General features: G+C 35.3%; 16 protein-coding genes. 2 read left to right on the top strand and 14 right to left on the bottom strand.

Features of this window, described 5'->3' with window-relative positions; all coding sequences use genetic code 11:
• Positions 1-74: 74 nt before the first annotated feature.
• The 3 genes from C240_RS00715 to C240_RS00705 all read right to left on the bottom strand — a co-directional run bounded on the left by C240_RS00715 (position 75) and on the right by C240_RS00705 (position 2,072).
• Positions 75-329: a CsbD family protein gene (locus C240_RS00715; protein ID WP_271489342.1), complete on the bottom strand. Its 255-nt coding sequence runs from the start codon at positions 327-329 to the stop codon at positions 75-77.
• Between the two features lie 87 nt (positions 330-416).
• The gene (locus tag C240_RS00710; protein ID WP_271489339.1) at positions 417-1,016 is read right to left on the bottom strand and encodes an alpha/beta hydrolase; all 600 of its coding nucleotides are present in this window, start codon (positions 1,014-1,016) and stop codon (positions 417-419) included.
• A gap of 111 nt (positions 1,017-1,127) precedes the next feature.
• The gene (locus C240_RS00705; protein ID WP_271489337.1) at positions 1,128-2,072 is read right to left on the bottom strand and encodes a helix-turn-helix transcriptional regulator; all 945 of its coding nucleotides are present in this window, start codon (positions 2,070-2,072) and stop codon (positions 1,128-1,130) included.
• 87 nt (positions 2,073-2,159) lie between these two features.
• Here C240_RS00705 and C240_RS00700 point away from each other — a divergent pair, with 87 nt between their 5' ends.
• Complete coding sequence (locus C240_RS00700; RefSeq protein ID WP_271489334.1) at positions 2,160-2,606, top strand: VOC family protein; 447 nt, start codon at positions 2,160-2,162, stop codon at positions 2,604-2,606.
• Positions 2,607-2,747: 141 nt separating this feature from the next.
• Here C240_RS00700 and araA read toward each other — a convergent pair whose 3' ends face one another.
• The 9 genes from araA to C240_RS00655 all read right to left on the bottom strand — a co-directional run bounded on the left by araA (position 2,748) and on the right by C240_RS00655 (position 12,878).
• Positions 2,748-4,175, bottom strand: a complete 1,428-nt coding sequence (gene araA / locus C240_RS00695; RefSeq protein ID WP_271489331.1) for an L-arabinose isomerase — start codon at positions 4,173-4,175, stop codon at positions 2,748-2,750.
• A 26-nt stretch (positions 4,176-4,201) separates the two neighbouring features.
• Complete coding sequence (locus tag C240_RS00690) at positions 4,202-4,897, bottom strand: L-ribulose-5-phosphate 4-epimerase (protein ID WP_271489329.1); 696 nt, start codon at positions 4,895-4,897, stop codon at positions 4,202-4,204.
• Between the two features lie 17 nt (positions 4,898-4,914).
• On the bottom strand, positions 4,915-6,519 hold the full coding sequence (locus C240_RS00685) for a xylulokinase (RefSeq protein WP_442896565.1): 1,605 nt from the start codon (positions 6,517-6,519) through the stop codon (positions 4,915-4,917).
• Between the two features lie 53 nt (positions 6,520-6,572).
• Entirely contained in the window at positions 6,573-7,535 is a 963-nt protein-coding gene (locus tag C240_RS00680) for a glycoside hydrolase family 43 protein (protein WP_271489325.1), read from the bottom strand.
• A gap of 14 nt (positions 7,536-7,549) precedes the next feature.
• On the bottom strand, positions 7,550-9,067 hold the full coding sequence (locus C240_RS00675; protein ID WP_271489323.1) for an alpha-N-arabinofuranosidase: 1,518 nt from the start codon (positions 9,065-9,067) through the stop codon (positions 7,550-7,552).
• Between the two features lie 17 nt (positions 9,068-9,084).
• Positions 9,085-9,678 carry a YesL family protein gene (locus C240_RS00670; protein ID WP_271489321.1) on the bottom strand — a complete coding sequence of 198 codons (594 nt, stop codon included), beginning with the start codon at positions 9,676-9,678 and terminating at the stop codon, positions 9,085-9,087.
• Positions 9,679-9,688: 10 nt separating this feature from the next.
• The gene (locus C240_RS00665) at positions 9,689-10,579 is read right to left on the bottom strand and encodes a carbohydrate ABC transporter permease (protein ID WP_442896564.1); all 891 of its coding nucleotides are present in this window, start codon (positions 10,577-10,579) and stop codon (positions 9,689-9,691) included.
• A gap of 13 nt (positions 10,580-10,592) precedes the next feature.
• Complete coding sequence (locus C240_RS00660; protein ID WP_271489318.1) at positions 10,593-11,501, bottom strand: carbohydrate ABC transporter permease; 909 nt, start codon at positions 11,499-11,501, stop codon at positions 10,593-10,595.
• Between the two features lie 96 nt (positions 11,502-11,597).
• Positions 11,598-12,878, bottom strand: a complete 1,281-nt coding sequence (locus C240_RS00655; protein WP_271489316.1) for an ABC transporter substrate-binding protein — start codon at positions 12,876-12,878, stop codon at positions 11,598-11,600.
• 245 nt (positions 12,879-13,123) lie between these two features.
• Between C240_RS00655 and C240_RS00650 the strand changes: the two genes are divergently transcribed.
• Complete coding sequence (locus C240_RS00650; protein WP_271489313.1) at positions 13,124-14,014, top strand: ArsR/SmtB family transcription factor; 891 nt, start codon at positions 13,124-13,126, stop codon at positions 14,012-14,014.
• 48 nt (positions 14,015-14,062) lie between these two features.
• Here C240_RS00650 and C240_RS16345 read toward each other — a convergent pair whose 3' ends face one another.
• Both C240_RS16345 and C240_RS00645 read right to left on the bottom strand, forming a co-directional pair.
• Positions 14,063-14,305, bottom strand: coding sequence for a DUF6171 family protein (locus C240_RS16345; RefSeq protein ID WP_442896563.1), 243 nt, complete (start codon positions 14,303-14,305; stop codon positions 14,063-14,065).
• A complete protein-coding gene (locus tag C240_RS00645; protein WP_271489310.1) occupies positions 14,306-15,751 on the bottom strand; it encodes an alpha-N-arabinofuranosidase in 1,446 nt (481 codons plus the stop codon).
• Between the last annotated feature and the right edge of the window lie 2 nt (positions 15,752-15,753).

Here is a 15,753-nt window from a genome sequence, read left to right as displayed (position 1 = left end):
ACAAAAAAATACACAAAACATATACTTGTCTTGTGTATTTTCCAGCTATTTATTTATAAATATACAGAGTCTTACTATTTATCACTATGCTTGTGGAATTTTTCTTTGATATCATCAAAGCCTTCTTTGATTTTGTCACCTAATTTGTCGGCTCCCTCTTTAATATCATCACCGGCATCTCTGGCTTTTTCTTTTACGTCACCAAATGTTGATTGTGCTTTACCTTCAAGCTCTTTGCCTTTATCATCTGTTACTTTTCCTTGAACCTCTTTAGCTGTACCTTCAACTTTGTCTTTTGTGTCATCAATGCGTCCGTTTAAATCTGCCATGTGAAAATCCCTCCTAGTTATTTTATATAGTACATAACTAGCATAGCATCAATTATGTCAGTCTTCAAACGATTCGCTTTTAGCGGATTAATTTTTATCCAACCAGTTTTTCGCTTGGTTTACTTCTTCTAAAGTTAATTGATGACCTTCATTAGTAGTTAAAACAGTCACTTGAGCTTCTCTATTTTCTAATTGCTGAATCAAACTTTGTGAATCTTCATGTGACACGATCGGATCATTTTGACCAACAGATAGCCATATTTTCTTTTCTGATAGTGAAGATGTTTGCGTGTCCACACCCAAAGACATCGGATGAAATAAAATTGCTTGCTGAAGGTTTGAATTTCGCTCCAACAGTAGATGTGCAGCAATATTTGCGCCATTCGAATAGCCAACAATTGTCCAATCTTCTAAAGAAATCTCTTTTTCTTCACTAATCATTATAATTTCATTTAATAGTCGATCACTTTCCTCTTCTAAACTAACTAAATCAAACTGATTTAATCCATTTCTTTTAAAGAAACGATTCATACCAGCTTCTTGAACTGTTCCTCGAAATGATAGAATAGTTGGTTTTTCGGCTATATAATTAGCAATATCAAGTAATGAGGTCTCATCGCCACCCGTTCCATGAAGTAGTAATAATTTTTTTCCTTGTGCTTGTCCTTCTTCAAAAATATGCTCCATGCCATCACCTATTCTCTTTAATCATAAATTAAGGTTATTCTACTCAAAAACTTACTTTTTGTAAGTGTATATATCTTATCATATATTATAATAACTGTCTTGCTATTTGTTTCACTGTATCGTTTCAAAATGAGTCAGCAGTGATTTAAGTTTTCTTGTAACCAGTACTTTTAGCTGCTCTGGTTCTATAGATAAAATAGATTCTCCAAATCGAATAAAATAGGCAGCAATAAATTTTACTTCAGAAGTATCGTAAGAACCAGAAATTCGATAATTTTCTTGGAAAGGCTCCATTTTCATTGATGGGTAACTTTCTTTAGTAAAAATATCGCTGCCTTTTTCGTTAACTGTTACAGAAAACGGGATATCACTGCTACGTTTTTTTAAATCTGCTATCTGACTTAAAAGTTCATTGATTGATTTTGCTGTATTTTTTTTGCTTAAATGAAGATCTTTAATTTTATCACAGCGGATTATGCGAATTTGCTCAGTTTCAAAGTTCCAAATTTTAGCATACCATTGGCCAAACTTCGAAGTAAGTTGAATAAATTGAACGATTGACTGTTTATTTTTTCCTTCCTTGGAATAAACCAGTTCAAAAACAGCCTCATGTATAATTCCTTGTACAATTTCCTTTAAATGACGACTTGCTCGACTATGGTTTGTTTGCTCAAGAACGATAACCTGCTTCATTAGCGTGAGCTTTTCTTGAAGTTTTTGTGGCAGCACATGCCGATATTTTTTTTCCAAAGTATCACTTTCTGCATCAAACGGGATCGATTTGTATCCATTAAGTGTCAGCAGCGAGAAATAAAGAGCATACATTTCTCCTTCTGTAAATAAGATCGGAGCAGCAATTTTTGTATCTAAAATAGTATATTTGCCATATCTTCCTAATTCTGAATACAACGGCAAACCGATTTCTTCCAATGATTCAATATCACGTAAAGCGGTACTTTTTGAGATTTGGTATCTTTCCATTAATTCTTTTAAATTAAAACTGTTTTTATCAGCTAAAAATAACAACAGGTCATTGATTCGTTCAACTTTTTTCATTTTATCCCTTTCAAAGGTTTCATATTTTGACACTTTTAACTAGTATACTATAGCTGTAAACAAAAACAATAGAAATGGGGATTCACTATGACATTAGAAGTTGCATTATTTTTATCCATGAATGGACATGCTGGCGAAGCGATATCTTTCTACAAAAAACATTTTGGCGCAAAGGAACTTTTGTTAGTAACTTATGCTGATATGGCGAAAAGAGACCCGGAATTCGCTCTAACTGATGAAAATAAACATTTTATTTCACACTCAGTTTTGCAAATTGGAAAAACCAAAATAATGATCGCTGAGGAACAAATGAATCCTGCTGAATCGTTCAAAATGGGGAATAATTGTTCTTTATGTATTCAAAGTGCTGATCTTGCAGAAATTAAAGAATTTTATACTAACTTGCTAACAGATAAACGTGTTAAAATCATCGTGCCGCTAAATAAAAATGTTTTTAGTGAAGCATATGGAATCGTGGAAGATCCTTTTGGTATCCAAATCCAGCTAATGTACGATAATCGATTAAACGAATAATTATTTTAATAATCAAAAAATTATGGAGCAAAACTTAGAACCGGTTTTGCTCCATAATTTAAATTCAAATAAACAGTGAGAAAAAGCAGCTCCTTATAGTTTCTTAGAGCTAAATACTTTTTTCTCCACCTCTTTGATTTTTTAGTTCATTACCACATATTCTAGGCCAACCATTTTCGCCCATGTAATAATTTGTTCTACAGAAATATTTAATGAGACAACCGTATGGTGACCACCACCACTCTCAATCCAAGTACGAACACCAGCATCAAAGCTTGGTTTTACTTTCCAAAGAACACGTGCTACTGGTAAATATGGAGCAGGCTCTGTCGGTTCAAAAAGGTCAACAGCATTTATCAATAAACGGTAATGTGTACCCATATCAGCCATTGAAACAACAACACCTTCACCAGCTTTTCCATCAAAAACTAAACGTGCCGGATCTTTACGATTCCCCATAGTCAAAGGAGAAACAACAATTTTCGGTTTATTTCCAGCTAAAGTAGGATCAACTTCCATCATATGAGATTGTAAAATTGCTTCGTGCCCTTGTGCCAGTTCATAGGTATAATCTTCCATAAATCCAGTATTTTGATTATGTGCCATAATTTTTAACAAACGGTCGATCGCTGCTGTTTTCCAGTCACCTTCTCCTGCAAACCCGTAACCTTCTGCCATCAAGCGCTGTACAGCTAAACCAGGTAATTGATTCATACCATGCAAATCTTCAAAATTGGTCGAAAAAGCAGAATAGTTTCCTGTTTCTAAGAAACGACGTAAACCAATTTCAATTTGTGCTTGTTCTTTGACATGGTTCACCCAAACAGTTTCTTCATAGTTACCATAATCAAAGTCATACAGTTCTTTGTATTCAGAAAAAGTTGCTTCGATTTCTGCTTCTGTTACTTTATCTATCTCAGCAACTAAATCTCCAATACCATAGTAGTCAACTACCCAACCAAATTGAATTTGTGCTTCTACTTTGTCGCCTTCAGTAACAGCAACATGACGCATATTATCACCAAACCGGGCAACTTTTATCGTAAAACTATCTTCAAATGCGGCTGCAACATCCATCCATTCAGCAATTTGTTTCTGAACAGATTCTCGCTGCCAATACCCAACTACAACTTTATTCCCTTTTTTCAAACGAGCATTGATGAAGCCATATTCACGATCACCATGTGCGGACTGGTTTAGATTCATAAAGTCCATATCGATTGTTTGCCAAGGAATACTCTCATTATACTGTGTCGCTAAATGTAGTAACGGTTTTTGCAGCATTTGTGTCCCGCGAATCCACATTTTTGCAGGTGAAAATGTATGCATCCAAGTAATTACACCAGCTACTTCATCACGGTAATTTACTTCTTTCATAATCTTTGTAATAGCATCTGCTGAAACCGCTAGTTCTTCTTGTAAAATAATTGGATAAGGAAGTTTTCCGCTATTGTTTAAGCCTGCTACGATCTCTTCAGCATGTTTTTTCACTTCTAATAATGTTTCTTCTCCATATAAGTGTTGGGAACCAACGACAAACCAGAATTCTTTTTTTCCTGTTGTTAGCATGATTTTCGCTCCTTCATTAAATTGAGTTATTTTTGTCCGTAGTACGCATTTTCACCATGTTTTCGTAAATAATGTTTATCTAAAATTCGTTTAGGCAGTGTTTCTGAAAAATGATTTAGCTCTCTTGAAAAAAGATTCATTTTGCATACTTCATCTAGAACAACAGCATTCATTACAGCACTTTTTGCATCTTTCCCCCAAGTGAACGGTCCGTGACCATGAAGTAATACGCCTGGGATTTCCATGGGGTTAAGCCTTCGTTCTATAAATGTTTCAACAATCACATTGCCAGTTTCTGCTTCATAACCATTATCAATTTCCGTTTGATTTAAAAACCGGGCACATGGAACTGCACCATAAAAGGTATCGGCATGTGTCGTCCCCATCGCCGGAACATCTAAACCTGCTTGCGCCCAAATAGTTGCCCACGTTGAATGTGTATGCACAATACCCCCGATTTCAGAAAATTTTTGGTATAAAACGGCATGAGTTGGTGTATCCGAAGATGGGTTTAACTTCCCTTCAACAACGTTACCATTTAGATCACAAACAACCATATCCTCAGCTGACATTGTCTCATAGTCTACTCCACTTGGTTTTATGACAAACAAACCTTGTTTACGATCGATAGCACTGACATTGCCCCAGGTATATTTAATCAATCCATGTTTTGGCAATTCTAAATTCGCTTGAAAGACTTCTTCTTTTAGTTGCTCTAACACAATCAAACCCTCCCTTTCTAAACTAAATGATCGACTGCTGCTTGTTCGATTGGCAGACCTTGTTTATAGCGTTTAATAAAGACTTCATAGCCTTGAACGTCTTTTTCATCTGCCATAACAGTCGTTGCTTGATTCTTAATAAATACATTCTCATTAAGATAATCGGCTAATGGTTTATCTGTCGATTTTTCACGCATAAATGAGGCTAATAGCGCTATTCCCCAAGCTCCGCCTTCACCAGCTGTTTCCATAACAGAAACTGGGGCATTCATAACAGAGGAAACAATTCTTTGACCGACCTCTTTAGTTTTAAATAAACCACCGTGTCCAACGACTTGATCGATTTGAACGTGTTCTTCTTTTAATAAAATATCCATCCCAATTTTTAAGGCTCCAAACGCTGAATACAAATGTAATCTCATAAAGTTGGCTAGATTAAAATGACTTTCAGGAGTACGAACAAACAATGGTCGACCAGCATTCATCCCCGTAATATTTTCTCCTGAATAATACCCGTAAGATAGCAATCCGTCTACATCCAAATCACCTTCAAGCGCAACTGAAAATAACAATTCAAATAGTTGTTCTGTCTGCATACTATTTCCTGAAAGCTGGGCAAATTCTTTAAATAATTTAACCCAAGCATTGATTTCTGAAGAACAGTTATTTGCGTGAACCATTGCTACTAAACTACCCGTTGGTGTCGTTACTAAATCAATTTCAGAATGGACTTGTTTTAAGGCTTTTTCTAATACAATCATGGCAAACACAGATGTCCCGGCTGAAATATTTCCAGTGTGAACTGCTACACTATTCGTTGCAACCATGCCAGTACCAGCATCACCTTCTGGCGGACATAATGGGATGCCAGCTTGTAAGTTCCCACTTAGATCTAAGAGATTTGCACCAGCTTTTGTTAATTTTCCCGCTTCATGTCCAGCAGTCAATATTTCTGGTAAAATGTCCTCTATTTGCCACTGATACGTATATTTGCTTACTAATTGATTAAACTGTTGGATCATTTTAGCATCATACTCTTTGTTTAAAGGATCAATGGGAAACATCCCTGAAGCATCACCAATCCCGATAACTTTTTCACCCGTTAATTTCCAATGGACATAACCGGATAAAGTTGTTAAAAAATTTATTTCCGACACATGATCTTCCTGATTTAAAATCGCTTGATACAAGTGAGCAATACTCCATCTTTGCGGAATATTATGTTGAAACAATGCTGTCAATTCTTCTTCAGCTGCTTCCGTACCAGAATTTCGCCATGTTCGAAACGGAACCAACAACTCATCATTTTTATCAAATGCAAGATAACCATGCATCATTCCACTGAAACCGATTGAACCAATTTTTTTCAGTGCAATTCCATAACTTTCTTGAAGTTCTTTTACCATATTTTGATAACTAGCTTGGACACCTTGCCAAATCATATCTAGAGAATAAGTCCAATTACCAGCTTCGAATTGATTTTCCCAATCATAACTTCCAGCGCCAATCACTGAATAATCCGAACCAATTAAAATCGCCTTAATCCGAGTAGAACCTAATTCAATTCCCAAAGACGTCCGACCAGCCTCAATATCTGCTATAATCGTATTTTTTTTTTCCACCACGAGATAACCTCCTATCACCATTCATAAAATATCCAATTTCTCCTCTTTATCTAAGCAACTGGCTCACCAAATATTGGAAAACCAGCTTCATCCCAGCCAAAAACTTGCGCTCTAGCATGACGATTGGGATTATTCAATGGATCACCCTTGTGATTAGGTTCAGGTCTAGCATGATAAACCAATATATCTTGTTGATTATCTTCACTTACAGTAAACGAATTATGTCCTGGTCCAAATTGTTGATTCCGCTCAGAACTTTTAAAAACTGGATCTGAGCCTTTATGCCAAGAAAATCCATTTAATAAATCGCTACTTTCATCCGCCCACAATAAACCCATTGCATAATTTTCATCTGTCGCGCTTCCAGAATATGTGATAAAAATTTTTCCATTTCGGATCAATGCTGCTGCTCCCTCGTTAACTGAAAAGCCGATTTTTTCCCAATCATATTCCGGGATCGACAACAGAGTTTGTTTCCCTTTCAAGGTCCAAGGATTTTCCATTTCTGAAATGTATAAATTAGAATTTCCAGGAATCACCGGATCTTGCTGTGCCCATACATAGTAGAGTCGTTCACGATGTTCAAACATTGTTCCATCTAAGCTAAAGCTGTCAAACTGGGTTTTAATTTGACCTTTTTCTTCCCAATTTGAATTCATCGGATCTGCATTTTCATTTTTAATCACAAACATGCGATGATGATGCGTTTTATCCCGAATGGTTTCGCTATCACTTGCTGCAAAATAAATGTACCAGCTTCCCCGTACAAAATGAATTTCAGGTGCCCAAATTAACTGACTCATAATGCCAGAATCAGGTGCTTGCCAAACCGTTACTCTTTCAGCTTCTTCTAATTCATCTAAGTGTTTTGAGCGACGTAACTCAATCGTTTTATAGCCTGGTACTGAACCAGTAAAATAATAGTAACCATCAGTATGTTTATAGACCCACGGATCAGCTCTTTCCAAAACAATCGGATTTTTATAATTTGCTGACGAATTTTTTCCTGTCATTGTTTTTGACTCCTTTATTTTCCAACACGAATGGTGTTCCAAGAATACGGTGCGATAGTGATATGTATTTTACTACCACTAATACTGACCTGATTTTTTATTTCTTTTGGCTGAATAAGTGTTGGATTTTCTCTAGTATTTTTATCTGTTAAATTAGTGCTGGCTAATTCTGAATGTTGATAATTTCCACTTAGTGTAAAATCTGTATTTAGTGTAATTGTTTCTTCTTTATTTGAACGATTAACAATAAAGCAAACCAATTCTTTTCCAGAATCAACAACAACTGCATCAACAAAAGATACATTTTTATAAATATTCGTGTCATAGGTTGGTCCTTTTATCACACTTTGCAGTACTTCACCTTTAGCTAAATTACTCAAGTCTTTCATTACATAATAAGTCGGATTGCACCATGAGGCACCATTGGGATCAGTTAAAATCAAAGGAATTGTATTAACTAATAATGATTGACACGTAATTTTGATTCGGTCAACTCTTCTTAAAATCGCGAGTCCCATTGAAGCGAATAACAACGTATCTTCCATCGAAAAGTGACACCAGTCGACTGGACTGCCAATTTCAAAATCTTTGTGCTCTTTTTCAGGAAAATTGTGAACATTCCATTCATCAAATGCTAAATACATTGTTTTTTCACTGCGAACTAGCGCTTTTACATAATCACAAGTAGCAATTACTGTTTCGATTTGCCGATCAAATTCTAGTGAACGAGCTAAAAATGTTGGTGTATCATCTGGCTCTCTCGGCATTTTCTTGCTCAAATCTTCATCTTGGCAACGATCAATATAATTATGCAAAGCCAAATAATCAACTGTATCATATGCTTGTTCCAAACTAACACGATCCCATTCAGGATAAGAAGCTAATTTAGGTGTTGAGCTGCCAACGAGCACCGTTTCTATTGAGGAATCTACTAATTTCATCACTTTTGACGCTTCATTTGCTAAACGCCCATAATCGTAAGCTGTTTTCCTGCCAATTTGCCAAGGTCCGTCTAATTCATTACCTAAGCACCAAACTTTGACGTTATACGGTTTTTCAACCCCGTGTGCTTTACGAAGTTCACTCCAATAAGTACCTGCAGGAAAATTACAATATTCAACGATATTTCTAGCATCATCAATTCCTTTAGTTCCTAAATTAATCGTCATCATTGCTTCTGCTCCAATCAATTTAAGCCATGAAAAAAATTCATTTAAACCAAAAGAGTTTGGTTCAATCCCGCGCCAAGCTAGTTCCAATGTCGTTTTTCGTTTTTCCTTTGGACCAATTGTATCCAGCCAATTATAACCAGAAGTAAAATTTCCACCCGGATAACGAATAATTCCAAGATTCAGTGCTTTGATTTTGTTTAAAACATCTTGCCGAAATCCATTTTCATCAGCTTCAGGATGTTCCGGTTCATAAATTCCGGTATAAACCACACTTCCCATATGTTCAATAAACGAGCCAAATAATCTTGGACTTATCTCTCCGACTTTAAATTGATGATTAATTTCTATCGATGTAGCCATGCGCTACCTCCTTAAAACTAGTTTTCTTGTATTATTATGTCTTTTCTATTATTTAATTTATACAAGGCAACAGCCGTAATAATCGGTGTAAAAAATACGGTAATAGGTAATAAGAAAATTAAAAAACTGTTCAAAATAATCAATAGAATCCCTAATAAATTGGGTAAAAAATTCGTAAAAAAGCTGATAACTGCAGCTTTAAATAGATTAGTGAATTTCACCTTTTTTGTTTGGCTATCAATGAAAGCTAAATTAATAAAAAGCATCAGTAAGACTAACAGTGTCACAATTAAGATAGTTATTATTTTTTGATCGTCTGAAATCAGGTTTGATAAAATAGTAAAATCAACATAAATTACACTGATACTTATTAGAAAGCCAAATGAAATCAACAATTTAACGAAAAAACTTTCCTTAAATTTACGGAAAAACAACCGCAAGATATTACCTGACTCACCTTCATGCCATTGGTCAATAACATACATGAGTGAAACTGTGGCGCCATAGATCGTTACAATTGGAAATGCGCAAATCAACCAAACCAAACCTAATAGTAGATAATCTGTAATTATCATCAGTGCCGAATAGAAACGACTATTGATTAATTTCATTTTCCATCACCTATTCTTTCATCCCAGACATTGCTGTACTTTGAACAAAATATTTTTGAGCAAACATATAGATAATTAAAAGCGGCAGCATTGAGATTACCGTTCCTGCCATTACTGGTCCGTAAAAAGAAATATTTTGTCCAGTAAATAAAGCTAATCCGGCTGGTAACGTTCTCATTTTAGAACTACTTGTTAAAATCAATGGATAAAGCAAGTCATTCCAACTATTCATTAATGTAAAAATAGCCAATGACAGCATTGTTGGTTTACTTAGCGGCAACATAATTTTTAGAAAAATTTTAAATTCATTCAATCCATCAACACGTGCAGCTTCTTCTAAATCCTTCGGTAAAGTTACGAAAAACGATCGCATCATGAAGATCCCAAACGCACTTGTCATTTTAGGAATAATTAATCCCGCATACGTATCTAATAATCCCAATTTGTTGATTTGAATAAATAATGGGATCATAAACACTTGAAATGGAATCATCATTGTCAGTAGTACAAAATAAAATAAAACAGATTTTCCTTTAAAATTCATGCGGGCAAATGCATAACCAGCTAATGAATCAAAGAATACTGAAGTTACTACAACACCACCTGCAAAAATCACCGTATTTTTAATGTAATCTAATAACGGAATTGTTGACCAAACTTTAAGATAATTTTCAAAAGTATAACTGTCAGCAAAAATTCTAGGCGGAAATGAAATAATATCTTTTTCATATTTAAATGAAGATATTATCAGCCAAATAAATGGAAAAGCAATAATTATCAAAACTATCGTCATAGCGATTTTCGTAAAAATTGATGTTTGATTTTTCTTTTTCAATGTTCGTCCATTCTTTTTCACAGGACTTCTGTCAATCACAGAGCTGCTTTGAGCAAGTTCTTTCATTTTTTATCATCTCCTATTTCATTTGGCGTTCTTTTCTAGTCATGTAAAGATTCGCTGAAACAGCAAGTACCGCAACTAGTACAAACAGTACGGAAGATAATGCTGATGCGTAACCAAGCTCATAAGGTGCTGAGAAACCTCGGCTGTAGATATATTGAACGGCTGTTTCTGTTTTAAATTGTGGTCCACCGCCTGTTGCAACATAAACTTGGTCAAAGACTTGCATCGATCCGATAAGATTTGTCAAAATACAAAAACCTAAAGAAGGGACAATTTGCGGTAAGGTAATATTAAAAAATTGCTCTTTTTTAGTCGCTCCATCCATTTCAGCTGATTCGTATAATGAAGGAGAAATACCTTGAATACTCGTCAAGAGAATAGTCATTGTGACACCAAAATTTTTCCAAACAGTCATTAGGGCAACCGTTGGCATCGCAAGTGTAGGATCTCTAAAAAATTGTGGAATAGGCATACCTAGTTGAGAAAGGACATAAGGAATAGCTCCGATATTTGGATCTAATAACATAGAAAATATAATAGCGATAGATGTTAAAGAACAAATAACGGGAATATAAAATGTAGAACGGCAAAAGCGATTGAACATCGTGTTTTTAGATAATAAGACTGCAAATAACAAACCAACGATGATCTGTGTAGGAGTTTCAAGTAAGGTAAAATACAAGGTGTGAATCAATGAATTAATTGCTCGTTCATCTTGAAATACGCGTAAAAAATTGTCAATCCCATTAAAGGTAGTGTTTGTAAAAAAGATATTAATATTGAAAAAACTAAGTGCAAATGTGCCAACCAAAGGAATCACTGTAAAAAATAGTAACACCAAAATAGATGGTGCTAGAAAAATGTAACCAGCTCTGCTTGGTTTATTCCAATAATTCGAAAGCGATGTCATATAATTTTTCATCGTTTCCCCTCCCTTTTCAATTATGTAATCAGGATATTAGTGGAAACACACTCGTTATCAAAGCTCAACAAGTGTGTTTCACTAATCGTCAGTGTACTAATTGGCTAGCATGTCATTGATCGCTTTATCCGCATCGTTCATTAATTTTTCTGGATCATCGCCTGCTAATAATTTTTCAATTAATGGATTCATAATGTCATTGTTGATTGAAGGTAGTTTATCAAAACCTGGTAAAAATGGTTCAGCGAATTCAATTTGTTTACCAAGTTCAGAAACAATTGGATCTGCTTTCACTTCGGCATCTTCACTAACTGATTTCAAGTATGGAGGGAAGCCGTTTTCGATACTCCATTTTTTACCGATTTCTGTTGTATTCCAATATTTAATAAATTCATAAATTGCATCTTTTTTGGAATCATCTGTACTAGCTGGAATACCAAAACCAACACCATCTAAAATCGCATGTTCATTTTTTCCCGCAACTAATTGAGGAATAGTTGTTACACCGTAATTGATTTCATTTTTCTTCAAGCCATTATTTAACCATGGACCGTTTAGCTCGATAGCTAGTTGTCCAGCGTTCATTAAATTATCCATTTCAGCACCAGAAATTGATTCAGGACCTGTCTTATCGGTATGGATCATCGTTTGGATTTTTTTCAATACTTCCAATGTTTGCGTAGAAGCAAATTCTGACTTAGTATAATCATCATTCACTAGTTTTCCGCCATTCGCTAAAATCCAGTTGTAAAGAGGCGCGGTACCATCTTTATTGAAAACAAAACCTGAAACATTTTTAGATGCATCCGTCAATTTCGGTGCCATTTCAGTTAACTCATCCCAAGTTCTAGGCGGATTATTTTCATCCAGACCAGCAGCTTTGAATAAATCTTTATTCCAATAAGTGTACATTCCTTGAACCTGCATTGGAATGTAGTATTGTTTTTCATCAACAATTCCAAGCTCGACTGCTGTTTTTGTGAAATCTGATTTGTCTACACCATCAAAGTCCCAAAAATCATCTAGTGATTGAACCGCTCCATTTTTAACATACTGAGCAAAGTCACCGTAATTTAAGAGCATAAAATCAGGACCTGTTTTGGATGAAATCGCTGGTGGAAGTTTTTCATTTAAGTTCGCCCAAGTCATTACATCCATTTCGATTGTTATGCCTTTATCATTCTCTTTATTGAAATCGTTTACAATCTCTTGCAAAATTTCACCATCAGATGCTGTAAAACCATTCCAAAAAGTTAACTTAGTTTTTTCACCATCTGAATCCGCTGCTTTTTTCTCACCGCCGCCACAAGCACTTAACAATAACAGACTACTAGCTAATACAAGTGAAGTTCCTAAAATTTTCTTCCATGCGCTCATCTTTTTCTCTCCCTAGTTAATTTAGTAGTTGTGCATTCTCTAAATCCAGTACTTAAACTATAAATGCTCCCTCCTTCATTTCATTTACATACAAATAATATACTTAATTGCAAGCGCTGTCAATAATAAATACATAAATCTTTTCAATTATTTTTTTAATCAATTAATACAAATGTTAAACATTTACAATTAGTCAAGGTGATGTTACTATTACAATAAACAAAAACATGAACGGATGGTGCCAAATGCAATTAGATATTTCAGATGAATCTTTACTAACTTACGAAGCATTAGCAAGCTCAGTGAGGCTGCATATTATTCGTCTACTTTCAGAAAGAAAAATGAATAATAAAGAACTAGCTAAAGAGCTAAATTTGAGCAGTGCCATTGTAACAATGCATATTAATAAACTAGAAGAAGCTCATCTGATTAAAACAGAGCGAGTAGGTCAACAAAAAATCTCAAGTTTAAAAGTCGATAATATTGAGATTAGTTTCCCTGAAAAAATTTTCCATGCTTTCGATACATATGAAACATCCATTCCAGTTGGCCTGTACACAAATTATAGAGTTAAGCCTACCTGTGGGCTCGCATCAACGACAAATCGAATCGGAATCTTTGATGAACCAAAATATTTTATGGCACCAGAAAGAATGAATGCTGAGATTTTGTGGTTTACTGAAGGTTTTGTCGAATATCAAATCACCAATTTCCTTCAACCAGATGATACTTTGGAGATGTTGGAAATTTCTTTTGAAATCTCTTCTGAATTTCCTTTTGCTAACAATGAGTGGCCTTCAGATATCACCTTTACACTTAATGATGTAGAACTTGGGACTTGGACGAGCCCTGGTGATTTTTATGATACTAGGGGAAAATTCACTCCTGACTGGTGGGAAGATCACTTAAATCAATACGGCTTACTTAAAACCATTCGTATTACAAATCATGGCACGAATGTCGATAGTAATATCTTATCAGACATTAAAATTTCAGATATAAAAAGTGAAACTGATACTTGGAAGCTGAAAATAGAAGTTAAAGAAGATGCTGAGCATATGGGTGGCTGTACACTTTTTGGTAAAGGTTTCGGCAATCACGATCAAGATATTAAAGTAAAAATGTATTACCGTTAAACAAAAGACTGAGAAACTCATCCGCCTTGGTTGAATTTCTCAGTCTTATTATTCATTCCAACTATTAATTGGACATTTCTTATCAGCTAAACTCGCACGAAATTCATAAAAGCAGCCACATTTAATACAAGTATGCTGAGCTCGAAAAATACAGCTTTTACATTTTCTCATTCTAGCAACTTTCACTTTTTCCTCAGCTAAATTTCGCTCCAATGTCAACTGCTCCTGAATTAATTGTTTAACTTCTGCCTCAGTCAAAATTTTTTTCTTTTCACAGCCAATGCAAACCATTTAAATAACTTCCACAATAATCGTTGTCACTGACATTGGTGACACATCCGCTATCACAGTCGTTTCCTTGATTAGAACTTGATCGAAATTCTGAATACTAATTGTATTTGGATGACTAAAGTCATTATGTGCATCCTTCTGATCGCCGTTTATCGACCTCGCACTAATAAGCTTGATTTTAGCCGTTTGAGCAAACGAGATGGACTCAGTTTTTGTTAAGGAAAAATTACAGATAGAAATTGTTATTTGGGTTTCTTTTTGGGATACCGTATACGATATAGTTTCAGATTTTTCAGTAAAACTTACAATCAATTCGCTATCCTGATGATTTTTATATAGATCAAATACGTGATAAGTTGGCGTTTTGACCATTTCATTTCCTTCAGTTAATAGCATTGCTTGTAATACATTAACCGTTTGAGCAATATTCGCCATTTTAACTCGTTCAGCATGTTTATGGAAAATATTTAACGTTATTGCAGCAACCATTGCATCTCGAATCGTGTTTTGTTGATACAAAAATTCCGGGTTAGTGCCTGGTTCAACGGCAAGCCACGATCCCCATTCATCAACGATAAGTCCAACTCGTTTTTCGGGATCATATTTATCCATAATAGCACTGTGATTCGTAATTAGTTCATCCATTTTTTGAGCACTTGCAATCAATGACCACCATTCTTGTTCTGGAAAATTCAATGCCTTTCCCTTATCTTCCCATGCGCCAGTCAATGCATAATGGTGCAAACTAATACCGTCCATAAACGATCCAGCTGATTTCATGACTTCTTCCATCCAATGATAATCATCAACATTTGGACCACAAGCGATTTTATAGATTTTTTCCGCTCCGTATTGTCTTACATAGGTTTGATAACGACGGTATAGATCAGCATAATACTCTGGACGCATATTTCCACCGCAGCCCCAACTTTCATTGCCCACACCAAAAAACGGGACTTTCCAAGGCTGATCCTGTTGATTCTCTCTTCTTAAATTTGACATCGGTGAGATACCAGGCATCGTCATATATTCAACCCATTCTTGCATTTCTTGAACAGTGCCGCTGCCAACATTTCCATTGATATAGGCTTCACATCCTAGCTGATCGATCAGCTCAAAAAATTCATGTGTACCAAAATAATTACTTTCTGTCACGCCTCCCCAATGCGTATTCACCATCTTTTTCCGCTTTTCTTTGGTCCCAATACCATCTTTCCAATGATATTCATCTGCAAAACAGCCCCCAGGCCAGCGTAAAACAGGTACATTTATTGCTTTTAGTGCCTCAACGACGTCACTTCTAATCCCTTTATTATTTGGAATTGATGAATCTTCACCCACCCAAAGCCCTTCATAGATACAACGCCCTAAGTGTTCTGCAAACTGACCGTAAATATATTTACTAATTTTAATTCCAGATTTATCTGTTGCTAAAATAATTTCCATTT

This window comes from Enterococcus sp. 5H (assembly GCF_028128615.1).
In the GTDB taxonomy this organism is placed as follows: Bacteria; Bacillota; Bacilli; order Lactobacillales; family Enterococcaceae; genus Enterococcus_L.
This window is presented reverse-complemented; position numbering and strand designations above follow the sequence as displayed.